At 63.4% G+C, this 13454-nt stretch carries 14 protein-coding genes and 1 tRNA gene; 11 read left to right on the top strand and 4 right to left on the bottom strand.

Features of this window, described 5'->3' with window-relative positions; genetic code table 11:
* Window positions 1-42: 42 nt before the first annotated feature.
* Together VW35_RS10555 and VW35_RS10550 are read left to right on the top strand one after the other, a co-directional pair.
* Window positions 43-118, top strand: a tRNA-Ala gene (locus tag VW35_RS10555).
* Between the two features lie 118 nt (window positions 119-236).
* Window positions 237-446, top strand: coding sequence for a PilZ domain-containing protein (locus VW35_RS10550; RefSeq protein ID WP_152662556.1), 210 nt, complete (start codon window positions 237-239; stop codon window positions 444-446).
* Here the strand turns inward: VW35_RS10550 and VW35_RS10545 are convergent.
* Genes VW35_RS10545 through VW35_RS10535 form a run of 3 tightly spaced genes read right to left on the bottom strand, consistent with a single transcriptional unit; the run spans window position 443 to window position 2238 of the window.
* Window positions 443-730, bottom strand: a complete 288-nt coding sequence (locus VW35_RS10545; RefSeq protein WP_046142982.1) for a GNAT family N-acetyltransferase — start codon at window positions 728-730, stop codon at window positions 443-445. The genes VW35_RS10550 and VW35_RS10545 overlap by 4 nt on opposite strands.
* Window positions 731-745: 15 nt before the next feature.
* Window positions 746-1699: an N-acetyl-gamma-glutamyl-phosphate reductase gene (gene argC / locus VW35_RS10540; RefSeq protein WP_046143076.1), complete on the bottom strand. Its 954-nt coding sequence runs from the start codon at window positions 1697-1699 to the stop codon at window positions 746-748.
* A gap of 59 nt (window positions 1700-1758) precedes the next feature.
* Window positions 1759-2238 carry an SRPBCC family protein gene (locus tag VW35_RS10535; protein ID WP_046142981.1) on the bottom strand — a complete coding sequence of 160 codons (480 nt, stop codon included), beginning with the start codon at window positions 2236-2238 and terminating at the stop codon, window positions 1759-1761.
* 122 nt (window positions 2239-2360) lie between these two features.
* On the opposite strand from VW35_RS10535, the gene deoD reads away from it, so the two are divergent.
* The 3 genes from deoD to VW35_RS10520 are packed head-to-tail and all read left to right on the top strand — an operon-like array spanning window position 2361 to window position 4079.
* Window positions 2361-3071, top strand: coding sequence for a purine-nucleoside phosphorylase (gene deoD, locus VW35_RS10530; RefSeq protein ID WP_046142980.1), 711 nt, complete (start codon window positions 2361-2363; stop codon window positions 3069-3071).
* Window positions 3071-3706 carry a hypothetical protein gene (locus tag VW35_RS10525; protein ID WP_152662555.1) on the top strand — a complete coding sequence of 212 codons (636 nt, stop codon included), beginning with the start codon at window positions 3071-3073 and terminating at the stop codon, window positions 3704-3706. The genes deoD and VW35_RS10525 overlap by 1 nt, the downstream gene beginning before the upstream one ends.
* Window positions 3707-3722: 16 nt before the next feature.
* Window positions 3723-4079, top strand: coding sequence for a DUF1304 domain-containing protein (locus tag VW35_RS10520; RefSeq protein ID WP_046143075.1), 357 nt, complete (start codon window positions 3723-3725; stop codon window positions 4077-4079).
* A gap of 37 nt (window positions 4080-4116) precedes the next feature.
* Here the strand turns inward: VW35_RS10520 and VW35_RS10515 are convergent, their stop codons facing one another.
* Complete coding sequence (locus VW35_RS10515; RefSeq protein WP_046142978.1) at window positions 4117-4329, bottom strand: DUF1674 domain-containing protein; 213 nt, start codon at window positions 4327-4329, stop codon at window positions 4117-4119.
* Window positions 4330-4419: 90 nt separating this feature from the next.
* On the opposite strand from VW35_RS10515, the gene htpX reads away from it, so the two are divergent.
* From htpX to leuC, 6 genes are all read left to right on the top strand, one after another.
* A complete protein-coding gene (gene htpX, locus VW35_RS10510) occupies window positions 4420-5403 on the top strand; it encodes a zinc metalloprotease HtpX (RefSeq protein ID WP_052951645.1) in 984 nt (327 codons plus the stop codon).
* 81 nt (window positions 5404-5484) lie between these two features.
* Window positions 5485-6786 carry an RsmB/NOP family class I SAM-dependent RNA methyltransferase gene (locus VW35_RS10505; protein ID WP_046142977.1) on the top strand — a complete coding sequence of 434 codons (1302 nt, stop codon included), beginning with the start codon at window positions 5485-5487 and terminating at the stop codon, window positions 6784-6786.
* A 181-nt stretch (window positions 6787-6967) separates the two neighbouring features.
* Window positions 6968-8593: a heparinase II/III family protein gene (locus VW35_RS10500; RefSeq protein ID WP_046142976.1), complete on the top strand. Its 1626-nt coding sequence runs from the start codon at window positions 6968-6970 to the stop codon at window positions 8591-8593.
* Window positions 8594-8662: 69 nt separating this feature from the next.
* A complete protein-coding gene (gene purH / locus VW35_RS10495; protein ID WP_046142975.1) occupies window positions 8663-10246 on the top strand; it encodes a bifunctional phosphoribosylaminoimidazolecarboxamide formyltransferase/IMP cyclohydrolase in 1584 nt (527 codons plus the stop codon).
* 246 nt (window positions 10247-10492) lie between these two features.
* Window positions 10493-11848: an oligosaccharide flippase family protein gene (locus VW35_RS10490; RefSeq protein WP_046142974.1), complete on the top strand. Its 1356-nt coding sequence runs from the start codon at window positions 10493-10495 to the stop codon at window positions 11846-11848.
* Window positions 11849-11949: 101 nt separating this feature from the next.
* A complete protein-coding gene (gene leuC / locus VW35_RS10485) occupies window positions 11950-13359 on the top strand; it encodes a 3-isopropylmalate dehydratase large subunit (protein WP_046142973.1) in 1410 nt (469 codons plus the stop codon).
* Window positions 13360-13454 lie beyond the last annotated feature (95 nt).

Here is a 13454-nt window from a genome sequence, read left to right as displayed (position 1 = left end):
CTTGATCCCATGGCCGAATTTGGCGATACCAATGCCCGGTGCGGGGCTGTAGCTCAGTTGGGAGAGCGCGTCGTTCGCAATGACGAGGTCAGCGGTTCGATCCCGCTCAGCTCCACCAACCCTCCCCTCCCAAAACTCCATGGCCTTTGAATAAAACCCAAGGGGATCGCCGCGGGGGTCTGCGCTATTGTAGGCGTATGGACCGGAAAGAGCGGCGGCTGCGGCCGCGGGATAAAGTGCGCCTGGATGCGACGATCGTGCTGGGCGACGGCCTCCTGCGCGTGCCTGCGCTCTTGCGCAATGCATCCGCTTTCGGCGCCAAGGTCGAACTTCTGGAGCCCTGGCCGACGCCCGATCGCTTCTATGTGCTTTTCGGGCATCGGCTCGAATTGTGCCGGCTCGTCTGGCGCGAGGAAAACCTTCTCGGCCTTGCCTACGAAGATTAGGCGCGCAGGTCCGCCCAATCCGGATGGCGGTCGAACTGCACCACCACATAGGGGCAGACCGGGGTGATCTTGAACCCTTGGCTGCGCGCGTCGGCGATGGAGGCCTTGACCAGCTGCAGTGCAATGCCGCGGCCTTCGAATTCGCGCGGCACGCCGGTATGGTCGACGATGATCCGCCCGTCTTCCTTGCGATAGGTCATTTCCGCCTCGGCGCCTGGCGCAAGGTCGATGACGTAGCGCCCGCGGGTCGGGCCTTCCTCACGCCGGATCGTGTACTCGGTCATCGCAAAAACCCTTTCTCAGGCCGCAAGGCTTTCGGCGGCCGCGACGCCCAGCATCAGGTTGAGGTTCTGGACCGCCGCGCCGGATGCGCCCTTGCCCAGATTATCGTAAACCGCGACCACCGCCGCCTGGGCGCGAGCGTCATTGGCAAAGACATGCAGCGTCAGCGTATTGGTGCCGTTATGCACTTGCGGATCGAGCGCCGGGGTCTTGCCGAGCGACGGATCATAGGGAGCGACCTTCACAAAGCTGTCCGGAATAGCGGCGAAATGATCGGCGATGGCCGCGTGAATCTCCGCCCCGGCCGGCACCTTGGCGAGCCCGCCGAGCTGCAACGGCAGGGATGTCGTCATGCCTTGAGCAAAATTGCCGACGACCGGCTCGAACAACGGCGCGCGCTTGAGGCCGGTAAAGAGCGTCATCTCCGGCACGTGCTTGTGCTGGAAGGTGAGCCCATAGGGCATGTATTGGCTGGATTTGTCGCCCTCGGCCACATAATCCTCGATCATCTGTCGGCCGCCGCCGGTATAGCCGGAAATGCCGTGATAGATGACGGGGTAATCGGCCGGAACGAGACCGGCGGCGATCAGCGGGCGAAGGCCCGCGATCAGCCCCTGCGGCCAGCAGCCGGGATTGGCGACGAACCGCGCATTGGCGATCTTTTCGCCCTGGCTCTTGTCCATTTCGGCAAAGCCATAAGCCCAATCGGGATCGACGCGAAACGCGGTCGAGGCGTCGATGACGCGGGTCGTGCTGTTCTCAATGAGCCGCACGCTTTCCTTCGCCGCCTCGTCGGGCAGGCAGAGAATAGCGACATCGGCGGCGTTGAGGAGGCGCTTCCGCTCGTCCTGGTCCTTGCGCTTTTCCGGCGCGATGGAGAGCACTTCAAGATCGCGGCGGCCGGCAAGGCGCTCGCGGATCTGCAGACCCGTGGTTCCGGCTTCCCCATCGATAAAGATCTTGGCGACCATCGTCATGCTCCAAAAGTTCCGCGCCCTAGATGGGCCGCATGGCCATTGACGTCAAGCGCCTAGCGCATCGAGGCGATATCGCGCCGCTCGATGACATCTTCGATGCCCCCAAGCATGGCCATCCAGCCGCGTTCGGTCTGCGCCAGCCAGTCCTCGAACTGTGCATCGAGCGTATTATAGAGCGTGACGACGCTGCCCGGACCATTTGGCTCGGGCTCGATGATCATCTCGACCACTGCCGGATCGTCGGCCTCGCTCTCGTCGACCATCCAGGAAAAGGCGATCTTGCTAGGCCGCTCGAGCGCCAGGAATTCCCCGAAATGCCGTGCCCTCGTGCCGCTCACGACATCGGCGAGCATCAGCCGCCCGCCAACGCGCGGCTCGATATGCATATCGGTCAGATTCCCGCTTTCCCCGCTGCGCCGCAGCCAGGCCGCCTGCCAGCGCCGGGCCAGGTCTGGATCGACGAAGGCATCGTAAACCCGCTCCGGGCTCGCGCGAAAACGATGCGTCACCTTGGCTTCGATCTTATCCGACATAAGAGCCTCCTTCAGTCCTCGGAAAACTCAATGCCGGGAAGGTGGGCGTTGTTCCCAGGTGGATTGTCAACTCTTGGCGCCGGTGGCATTGCTCGGTATCGGCACCAGACAAGGAGCAGACCTTGACCCCGCACAATCACGCAAAGCCGGGCGATTATGCCCAAGCCGTGCTGCTGCCCGGCGACCCCTTGCGCGCCAAGTGGATCGCCGAGACGTTTTTCGAGGCGCCGAAACTCGTCAATTCGGTGCGCAATTGCCTTGGTTATACGGGCTTCTGGAAGGGCAAGCCCGTTTCAGTTCAGGCCTCGGGCATGGGCCAGCCATCTCTCGCGATCTATGTGCATGAGCTGATCAACGTCTATGGCGTCAAATCGCTGATCCGCGTCGGCACCTGCGGCGGGCTCAATGCCAAGGTCAAGGTGCGCGATATCATCCTCGCGCAGGCCGCCTCGACCGACAGCGCGATCGTCAAAGGAAGGTTCGGTGCCTTCAACTTCGCTCCCATGGCCGATTTCGGCCTCCTGCGCCAGGCAGCCGAAAAGGCCGAGGCGAGGGGCCTTCGTTATCATGCGGGCAATATGCTTTCGTCCGACATCTTCTATCATGCCGATGGCATGGCCGGTTACGACAAGCTGCCCCAGCATGGCGTCATCGGGGTCGAAATGGAGGCAGCCGCGCTCTATACGCTTGCCGCCAGGTTCGACGTGCGCGCACTTACCATCTGCACCATGACCGATTGCCTCATCACGCATGAGGAAATCGACGCCGAGGCGCGCCAGACTTCGCTTCGCGACATGGTCGAACTCGCCCTCGATGTCGCTGTGGAGGCATGATGGCCGAAGCCGTTTCCGTCGCCGATCGTCTCGCCGGCGCCCTCGACCGGCGTGACGAAGCACCCAATATCGCCCTCGCCGAAGAGATCGCTGCATCCGCCGATCGCACCGCCATTGCCGAACTCGTCGCGCTTGTCCGCGAGGGCACGCCGCGCCAGCGCAACGACGCGATGAAGGCGCTCTATGAAATCGGTGCGCGCAGCCCCGATCTCGTGGCTGGCTATTGCCCTGCCTTCATTGAGGCCCTGGGCAGCAGCACCAATCGCCAGGTCTGGGGCGCCATGACGGCGCTCGATGCCGTCGCCGAACTGCGCGCTGACGAGATCGCAGCCGAATTGCCAAAGATCATCGCGGCGGCCGACCGCGGTTCGGTCATCGCCAAGGATCGGTGCACCTCGCTTCTCGTCAAGTTGGCGCGCTCGGGCTATGCCGAAAAGGCCGTGCCGATCCTCGTCGAACGGCTCAAGAACGCCGCCCCAAATCAGTTTCCGACCTATGCCGAGGAAACTGCGAGCGTCCTGACGCCCGAGCAAAAGCCCGGCTTCCTCGCCATCGTCCGGCAACGTCTGACGGGCATGGTGGAAAAGGCCAAGCGGGACCGGATGGAAAAGCTATTGGCCAAGCTGAACGGCTAGGGAGAGAGAAATGGCACTGATCGCCAACATTCTGATCGGGCTCGTCGCCCTCATTCACATCTATATCGTATTCCTTGAAATGGTCTGGTGGACCACCCCGCGCGGCCAGAAGGCCTTCGACCTCACCCCGGAATTTGCGCAAGAGACCAAGGTCCTCGCTGGCAATCAGGGTCTTTACAACGGCTTCCTCGCCGCCGGGCTCATCTGGGGCCTCGTTCATCCCCACCCGGCCTTTGCCTGGCAGATAAAGCTCTTCTTCCTCGCCTGTGTCGCCATCGCCGGCCTTTATGGTGCTGCCACCGCCAGCCGGAAAATTCTGTTCATCCAGACGGTGCCCGCAGTGCTCGCCATCCTGGCTTTGGTCCTTGCCTAAAGGGCAAGACCGGGCTCCTATGGCGCCATAGGAGCCTTCAGAAGTCGCTGGTGAGACCCTTGATCTCCCAGTCGCCATAGCGGCCCGGCTCGAGCCCGCCGCGGCCGCCCTTTTCTTTCGGCGCCATCGCCGTTGCCGCATCGATTGCGGTGCGTCTGGCTTCGGCTTCCGCGAGCGCTCGCTGCGCGGCCGGCGTCAGGGTCTTGGGCGCTGGGGGCGCAGGGTCTTCGGACGCGATTTCGTCGCTCATTCCGGAATCCTTACAAATTGGTCATGCGCTTGCAGGGAACGCTTTAACGCACAACATAATTCTTCGCAGATACCAACCCAAGGGGTTTCGATGTTCAACGCCTTCCGCACCTTTGTTCTCGTCGCGGCCATGACCGCCTTGTTCATGGTCGTAGGCTATTTCATCGGCGGCACGTCCGGCATGATGATCGCCTTTGCGTTTGCGGCGGCCACCAACATCTTTGCCTATTGGAATTCGGATAAGCTCGTGCTGCGCATGCAGAATGCGGTGCCCGTCGCCCAGAGCCAGGCGCCCGAGCTTTACGATATGGTCGATACGCTTTCCAAACGCGCCGGCATCCCGACCCCGGCCGTCTATCTCATTCAGTCCGACCAGCCCAACGCCTTCGCCACCGGCCGCGACCCCAACAATGCCGCTGTCGCCGTGTCCGCCGGCCTTCTCCGTCAGCTCGAGACGCGTGAAGTCGCCGGCGTCGTTGCCCACGAATTGGCCCACATCCGCTCGCGCGACACGCTGACCATGACGATTACGGCGACCCTCGCCGGTGCCATTTCGGCGCTCGCCCAGTTCGGCCTCTTTTTCGGCGGCGGCAACAATCGCGAAAACCCACTTGGCGGCATCGGAGCATTGCTGATGGTTTTTCTCGCGCCCGTCGCTGCCATGATGGTGCAGATGGCCGTCAGCCGCACGCGCGAATATGAAGCCGACCGGGATGGCGCCGAGATTTCCGGCGATCCCATGGCTCTGGCTTCCGCCCTCAACAAGATCGCGACCCTGGCCGGCCGTCAGGTCAATGTCGCGGCAGAGCGCAATCCCGCCATGGCGCATATGTATATCATCAACCCCCTCTCGGGCCAGCGCATGGACAATCTGTTCTCGACCCACCCCGATACCGGCAATCGCATTGCGGCGCTGCAAAAGCTTGCAGGCGAGATGCGCGTGGACGATAAGGGCCGCAGGCCCGCCCCCCGTCCGCAGCCCGCTTCGAGTGGCCGCGACAGCGGTGGCGGCTGGCGTGTCCCCACCGCGGGCCGCAGCGAAGACGATAGCGGCGTGCGCGGTCCCTGGGGTTGAGCCCAGTCCGCGGCGCAGAACCGCGACGCGGGGAAAATTGGGTGCCGGTTTTCCGTTCGGCGACGCGCATAGAGGTGCCGATTGAGCAAGAAGCCTGACCCTGCCGGTCTCAAACTCCGTCTCATTGCCGCCCAGAGGCTGCACGCCGTTCTGGGCGGTGAGCATTTTGTGCCCCTTTCGGCGGCGGACCTGCCCGATGGACGAGACCGCTCGCTGGCCAACCGCTTGATCACCACGGCCCTTCGCCGCCATGGCCAGCTCGATGCCATCATCGCCGAGCTGCTGGAAAAAGGCATGCCTGCCAAGTCCGGGACCTTTGAAGCGATCCTGCGTCTCTCCCTCGCCCAGCTCGTGTTTCTGCCCGATCTCGGCGCCCACAGCGCCCTGTTCCTCGCGGTCGAAGCGGTCAAGCGCGACAACAAGGCCCGCCATCTCGCCGGCCTGATGAATGCAGTCTTGCGCAGCGCACAGGCCAATTCGGCCCGCTATGGTCTTCTTGAAGACGAATATCTCCTGCCGCCTGCGCTCGAAGCCAAATGGCAGGATGCCTATGGCAAGGATGCCGTCGCCGCTTTCGCCTCCGCCCTGATCGATGGCGCGCCGCTCGATCTGACGCTCAAGGACAACGACCCGGCTCTGCTTGAAGCGCTCGGTGCCGAGAAGCTGATCGGGGATTCCGTGCGCGTCGAAACGCGCGATCGGCCCGTCGATGCCCTGCCCTTCTATGCCGAAGGCCGCTGGTGGGTGCAGGATGTCTCCTCGGCCCTGCCCGCCCGGCTTCTCCGCGCCAAGCCCGGTGGCCGCGTGCTCGATCTGTGCGCCGCACCGGGCGGCAAGACTGCTCAACTCGTCAAGGCCGGTTACGACGTCACCGCACTCGACAGCGATGCCGCTCGCCTCGAGCGCCTCAGGCAGAACATGACCCGCCTCGGCTATGCCCCGGCCGTCCTCGAAGCCGACGCCACCGCATTTCAAGCGCAGATCGCATTCGATGGCGTCCTGATCGACGCGCCCTGTTCGGCGACGGGCACCTTCCGGCGTCACCCGGAAGTCCTCTGGCACAGGAGCGCCGCCGATATCGCCGGCCGCGTCCGCCTCCAGCGCCAGATCGTCACCCAGGCTTTGAGGCAACTCGCCCCCGGCGGCAGTCTCATCTATTGCGTCTGTTCGCTCGAGCCCGAAGAGGGCGAGGACATGGCCGCCTGGATCGCCGGCACCTTTGCCGATCTCGCGCCCGCTCCGGTCATCCCCGGCGAATTGACGGGCCTTGAAACCGCCGTCACCGAGCAGGGTCACGTGCGTGCCCTGCCCTCGATGATGCCCGGCGGCGTTGCCCGCGGCATGGATGGTTTCTTTGTAGCGCGTTTCCAACGCAACGGCTAAATCTGGATACCCTTGTGGTTTTCCCAAGCGATTTGTGTGGCGCGCTGGGCAAATCAGGGCAAGTTCTCTAGACGCTTGGTCATCGTTGCGGTTGGTGCCGCGTCTTTTAGGATCATTTTCCGGTGTGTTTTGAGGGCAGTGGTAGAACTGCCTCTGTTGAATTCCGGCGCGGAGGCAAGAGGTGAGCGGGCAGATCGGATCGACTGCCCGGCGCCTCGGATCGCGCCTCGCCGATGCCATCGTCACCATGCCCGTCAGCCGCTGGACTTGGCAGGGTCTAGCCGAGCAGGGCTATAAGGGCGAACTTCCCGATTTCCGCCCCGCCGATCGCGATGCCGTACGCGACATGATGTCGGGCCGCTACCTGCTCGCCTCAAAGCTCATCGAAACCGGCGGCACCTCGCCTTTTTCGGTTGATGTCGATTTCCCCGATTGGTGGAACAATCTCCAGAGCTTTTCCTGGCTCCGGCATTTTCGCGAGGTCCGCGATCCAGGCGAAAAGCTCTTTGCCCGCACTCTTGTTCTCGATTGGATAGGACGCGAAGGAAAATTCGATCCGGAAAGCTGGTCTCTGCCCCTTACCGGTCAGCGCGTCCTCAATTGGCTCCGACACCTGCCGCTCCTGCTCAATGGCGCAACGGCCGACCAGGCCAAGACCATTCAGCGCAGCCTCGGCACGCAGGTTCAAAGCCTCAAGGTCCGCGGGCGCCTCGCTACCGATCCCGTGGATAGGCTCTTTGCCGCTATGGGCGTTCTGGGCGCCGAACTGTGCGAGCCGCAGGAAACCGCCAATATCGAGCAGCGCCTCGTTCAGCTCGATGCCATCCTTGCCGAACAGCTCGATGACGAAGGCCTCCACAAGAGCCGCAACCCGCGCATCCAGCTCAATTTGCTCGTCGAACTCGCGAGCCTCCGCCAGGCCGCCAATCGCTACGGCAGCCCCACTTTCGTCGCCCTGTCCCATCGCATCGACCGCATGCACGAAGCGCTCGACGCCGTTACCCTTTCGAGCGGCGAGCCGGCCTATTTCAACGGCTGCGGACAGGTACCCCACGACATCCTCGTCGCTGTCCAGGCCAATGGGCCGACGCCCCAGCGCCGCTCGCGGATTCTAGGCGGATACGGCATCCTGCGCAGCGGCCGCGCCGTCGTCATCGCCGACTCCGGCCTGCGCCCCCCGCCCGGCTACGATGCCGAGGTCCATGCCGGGGCGCTGGCCTTCGAATTTTCCTTCGGTAGCGAACTGATCCTCGGCTCCTGCGGCCCAGCGCCCTCCGACATGCCGGAAACGCGCGACCTCTTCCGCCAGGCCATTGCCCATTCTTCGCCCACCATCGACGACGAAGACGCTTCCGCTCCAGTTAAGGGCCGCAAGGCCAAACAGATCTCCGTTCCCGATATGGAACTCGTGCCCTCCGAACATACGCTTACCGTCGGCTCCATCGGTTACGCCGATCGTTTCGGCGCCGAAATCGAGCGGCGTCTGACGCTCCTCGGCGACGGCACTACCCTTGTGGGGCAGGACCGCCTGGTCGCGACTGGCACCCCCAACGGCCACCTTTCCATCCGCTTTCATCTCGCCCCGGGCATTTCGGTCCAAGCTCCGGTCGGCGAAGGCATGCGCCGGCTAACACTGCCCAATGGCGAGGTCTGGAGTTTTCTCTGGGAGGGCGCGACGCTCCGCCAGGACGACAGCGTCCGCCAATCCGCCTATCTCGGCTTTCACCGTACCATCCAGCTCGTGCTCGAGGCCGACCTCGCGCTCGGCCTCGAAGTGGGCTGGATCCTGACCCGCGAACACGGTTGAGCTTGGACTCCGCGCCCCGTTCGTGCTAGCGGAGCCGCGAAATCTCTCCTCCAATGCGGACATCATCTCATGGGCAAGACGGTCACGGTCGGGCGGGCACTGCTTTCGGTATTCGATAAATCGGGCATGGCGGATTTCGCTCGCGGGCTTTCCGAGGCGGGCGTCGAACTGGTGTCGACGGGCGGCACCCACAAGCTCATCAGCGAAACCGGCCTCCGGGTGCGCGAAATCTCCGACCTCACCGGCTTTCCCGAGATGATGGATGGCCGCGTCAAGACGCTCCATCCCAAGGTGCACGGCGGCCTCCTCTCGGTGCGTGACAATCCCGAGCACAAGTCCTCGATGGACGAGCACGAGATCGGCCCCATCGACCTCGTCGCCGTGAATTTGTACCCCTTCGAAAAGACCGTTGCCTCCGGCGCCTCCTACGACGAGATCATCGAAAACATCGATATCGGCGGCCCCGCCATGGTCCGCTCCGCAGCCAAAAACCATGCCTATGTGACGGTCGTCGTCGACCCCGCCGACTATCCCGCCATCTTGGATGCCATCCGCAATGGCGGCATTCCCTACGAACTGCGCCAGAAGCTTGCGGCAAAAGCCTATGCCCGCACCGCCGCCTATGACAGCGCCATCTCCGCCTGGTTCGCCAAGGAGATCGACTTTGCCGACGTGAACTATCGCAGCTTTGCTGGCACGCTGCGCGAAGTCATGCGCTATGGCGAAAACCCGCACCAATGGGCGGCCTTCTATTCGACCGGCGAAAACCGCCCCGGCGTTGCCACCGCTTCGCAGGTCCAGGGCAAGACGCTTTCCTACAACAATATCAACGACACCGACGCCGCGTTCGAACTCGTCTCCGAATTCGACCCCGCCGAAACCGCCGCTGTCGCCATCATCAAGCACGCCAATCCCTGCGGCGTCGCCACCGGCAGCACCCTCGTCGAAGCCTACAAAAAGGCCCTCCGCACCGATCCGGTCTCGGCCTTTGGTGGCATTGTCGCGACAAACCGCGAGATCGACGCTGAAACGGCGACCGAAATCGTCAAGGTTTTCACCGAAGTCATCGTCGCCCCCTCCGCCACACAGGAAGCCCAGGCCATCATCGCCGCCAAAAAGAACCTGCGGCTCCTTCTCACCGGCGGCCTCGCCGATGCCAAAGCCGCAGGCCTGCAGGTTAAGTCGGTCGCCGGTGGCCTCCTCGTCCAGAGCCGCGACAATCAGAATGTCGATGATTGCGACCTGAAGGTCGTTACCAAGCGCGCCCCGACCGATGCTGAACTGGCCGACCTCAAGCTCGCTGCGAAAGTGGCAAAGCACGTCAAGTCCAATGCCATCGTCTATGTGAAGGACGGCGCCACCGCCGGCATCGGCGCCGGCCAGATGAGCCGCGTCGATTCCGCCCGCGTCGCCCATCGCAAGTCGATCGACGCCGCCGAAGCTGCCGGCCTTGAAGGCGCTTTGACCCAAGGCTCGGTCGTCGCCTCCGACGCCTTCTTCCCCTTCGCCGATGGCCTCGAAGCCCTCGTCGCCGCCGGCGCCACCGCTGTCATCCAGCCCGGCGGCTCCATGCGCGACGACGAAGTGATCGCCGCCGCCGATGCGGCCGGAATTGCCATGGTGATGACCGGGATGCGGCACTTTAGGCACTGATCCTTGTCGCCTCGCGGCAAGGTGCTTTGCCTCTACGCCCCCAATACCTCAGTTACCATCATTGCCCGGCTTGTCCGGGCAATCCATCTCGAGGCGGCATGGACCACCGGGACAAGCCCGGTGGTGACGCCTATCTCTAAACCGGCAGCTCGCCTTAAAAATCTCGACCCCATCGGTAACCCCTTCTTGACGGCCCTCTGGCACACTCCTGCCCGCCGGTGATCGACCCGGCGCGAGGAAACTTTCGTGCGGCTGGCCATCCCATCCGATCTTTCTGCCTTATTGTCCTCCGGGCTGTTGCGCTCGGTGGGCTCGCTCGGCATCAAGGTCGCGACTGCCGGGCTCACCTACATCACCTATGTCGTCCTCTCGCGCACCCAGACCGCGAGTGAATATGGCCATTTCGCGTTTGGCCTCGCGCTCGCGACGCTTCTGGCCATTCTCGCCGGCATGGGCCAGTCGACCGCCGTCCTCCGCCTCTGGCCGCAATTGCAGGCGCAGGGCGAAAAATCCGACGCCGAAGCCGTCGTTGCAGCCGGCTCCGCCATCACCATTGGCGCCAGTCTCGTCCTCGCCGCGCTGCTGAGCATCATCGCCTTTGCCAGCATTCCCTTCCTGCCGCCGCGCGAAACCATCAACCATTTCATCGGCGCCGCTTTCCTCATCCTTCCCATGGCGCTGGCCGAATACAATTCCTCGGTTCTGCGGGCCCAGGGCTCGCTCTGGACCGCGCTCCTCCCGCGCGACATCGTCTGGCGCCTCGCGCTGCCGCTTGCCGTCATGGCGCTCTTTGCGGTCGGCGTCGTCCTCAGTGGCCCCGATGCCCTGACCCTTTCGGCCGCGCTGCTCATCGGCGCGCTTATCATGCAGACGAGCGTCGCCCAACGCCGGCACTATGCCATCCTGCCCCGCCTAGCGCCCATGCGGGGCCATTGGCGGCGCTGGGGCAAGCTCAGCCGTTGGCTCCTGCTCGGCGCGCTCATCGAAACTTTTACGCTCAACGCCGACGTCATCCTTGTCGGCCTCATGCTCGATCTCGAAAGCTCCGGCCTCTACTTCAATGCCTTCCGCACCGCGGGCCTGATGACGCTCTTCACCTTCGCCATCGAGCTCGTCATCGCCCCGATGGTCGCCGAGCACTATCATTCCGGCGCCATGCGAAAAGCCCAGGCGATCACCGCCCTCTGCGCCTGGGCCGGTTTCTTGTTTTCGCTCGTTATTTTTGCGCTGTTCCTGTTCTTCGGCGAGCCCATCCTGTCGCTCTTCGGCCCCGCCTATGCCGAAGGCGTGCTGGTGCTGCTGCTTCTCGCCTTTGGCCTTCTCTTTGACGCCGTCACTGGCCCCTCGAAAATCGTCATGATGATGACCGGCCACGAGCGCGCCTATGTTGCCGTCTTCGGCACCATCATGGGACTCGGTTTCTTCGTTCAGATCCTTGTGATCCCGATCTGGGGCATTGTCGGCGCAGCCGCGGTCAATATGGGCGCGCGCATCCTCGCCCAGGTCGCCATTGCCCTCTGGTGCCGCTACCGCATTGGGCTCGATACCAGTCTTCTCGGTGCCCTAGCCGTCGGCCGCTTGCGCGACGCGCCGGCAAACTGATTTCGGCTAAGGCGTACCCAAGAGTACGGTAGTTCTTGACCCAAAAGCCGGTTCAGGCTTAGAACCAATCCAAACTTTCTTTGCCCCTCGGAACACGACAAATGACCAAGGCCCGCACGCTTTACGACAAGATCTGGGACGACCATCTGGTCCAGAACAATCCCGACGGCACGAGCCTTCTCTACATTGACCGCCACCTCGTCCACGAAGTGACGAGCCCACAGGCTTTCGAGGGCCTGCGCATGAATGGCCGCAAGGTCCGTCACCCCGAGCGCACCTTGGCCGTCGTCGACCACAACGTGCCGACCACGGACCGCTCGCTGCCAAACCCGGATCCGGAAAGCGCGACGCAGATCGCCGCTTTGGCTGAAAACACCCGCGAATTCGGCATCGAATATTATGACGCTTTCGACAAGCGTCAGGGCATCGTCCACATCGTCGGCCCGGAACAGGGCTTCACCCTGCCGGGCATGACCATCGTTTGCGGCGACTCCCACACCTCGACCCATGGCGCTTTCGGCGCCTTGGCCCACGGCATCGGCACCTCGGAAGTCGAGCACGTGCTCGCCACGCAAACGCTCTTGCAGCAAAAGGCCAAGAACATGCTGGTGCGTGTCGATGGCCAGCTGCCGCCAGGCGTCACCGCCAAGGACATCATCCTCGCCATCATCGGCGAAATCGGCACGGCCGGTGGCAATGGCCACGTCATCGAATTCGCCGGCGAAGCCATCCGCTCGCTCTCGATGGAAGGCCGCATGACGGTCTGCAACATGACCATTGAAGGCGGCGCCCGCGCCGGCCTTATCGCCCCTGACGAAAAGACCTTTGCCTATGTCAAGGATCGTCCGCGTGCCCCCAAGGGTGCCGCCTGGGACATGGCCCTCGACTATTGGAAGACGCTCTACACCGACGAGGGCGCCCACTACGATAAGATCGTCATTCTCGACGCCGCCAAGCTGCCTCCGATCGTCTCCTGGGGCTCTTCGCCCGAGGATGTCATCTCGGTGCAGGGCGTGGTTCCCAACCCTGATGACATTCAGGATGAAACCAAGCGTGCCTCGAAGTGGCGTGCGCTCGACTATATGGGTCTCAAGCCCGGCACCAAGATCACCGACATCAAGCTCGATAAGGTCTTCATCGGTTCGTGCACCAATGGCCGCATCGAGGATCTGCGCGCTGCCGCCGCCGCCATCGGCAATGGCAAGGTCGCTTCGCACGTTTCGGCCATGGTCGTGCCAGGTTCGGGCCTCGTCAAGGAACAGGCCGAAGCCGAAGGCCTCGACGTCGTCTTCAAGAATGCCGGCTTTGAATGGCGCGAGCCAGGCTGCTCCATGTGCCTCGCCATGAACCCGGACAAATTGAAGCCCGAAGAACGTTGCGCCTCGACCTCGAACCGCAATTTCGAGGGCCGCCAGGGTTTCAAGGGCCGCACCCACCTCGTCTCCCCCGCCATGGCCGCCGCCGCCGCCATTGCCGGCCACTTTGTCGACATCCGCGAGTGGAAGCACTGACTCCCACACCACCGTCATTGCCCGGCTTGACCGGGCAATCCATATCTCGGTTGGCGCTGAAGCATGGATCACCCGGTCCCCGGATCAAGTCCGAG

Source organism: Devosia soli, from assembly GCF_000970455.1.
In the GTDB taxonomy this organism is placed as follows: Bacteria; Pseudomonadota; Alphaproteobacteria; order Rhizobiales; family Devosiaceae; genus Devosia; species Devosia soli.
Note: the sequence above shows the minus strand (reverse complement) of the source record. Positions and strands in the feature narration are given on the sequence as shown.

Coding starts and splice junctions, on each gene's coding strand:
- VW35_RS10525 (WP_152662555.1), top strand. CDS start 3,071: ATGGCCGAAGCCGTTTCCGTCGCCGATCGTCTCGCCGGCGCCCTCGAC.
- VW35_RS10535 (WP_046142981.1), bottom strand. CDS start 2,238: ATGTCGGATAAGATCGAAGCCAAGGTGACGCATCGTTTTCGCGCGAGC.
- VW35_RS10545 (WP_046142982.1), bottom strand. CDS start 730: ATGACCGAGTACACGATCCGGCGTGAGGAAGGCCCGACCCGCGGGCGC.
- argC (WP_046143076.1), bottom strand. CDS start 1,699: ATGGTCGCCAAGATCTTTATCGATGGGGAAGCCGGAACCACGGGTCTG.
- purH (WP_046142975.1), top strand. CDS start 8,663: ATGGGCAAGACGGTCACGGTCGGGCGGGCACTGCTTTCGGTATTCGAT.
- htpX (WP_052951645.1), top strand. CDS start 4,420: ATGTTCAACGCCTTCCGCACCTTTGTTCTCGTCGCGGCCATGACCGCC.
- leuC (WP_046142973.1), top strand. CDS start 11,950: ATGACCAAGGCCCGCACGCTTTACGACAAGATCTGGGACGACCATCTG.
- VW35_RS10515 (WP_046142978.1), bottom strand. CDS start 4,329: ATGAGCGACGAAATCGCGTCCGAAGACCCTGCGCCCCCAGCGCCCAAG.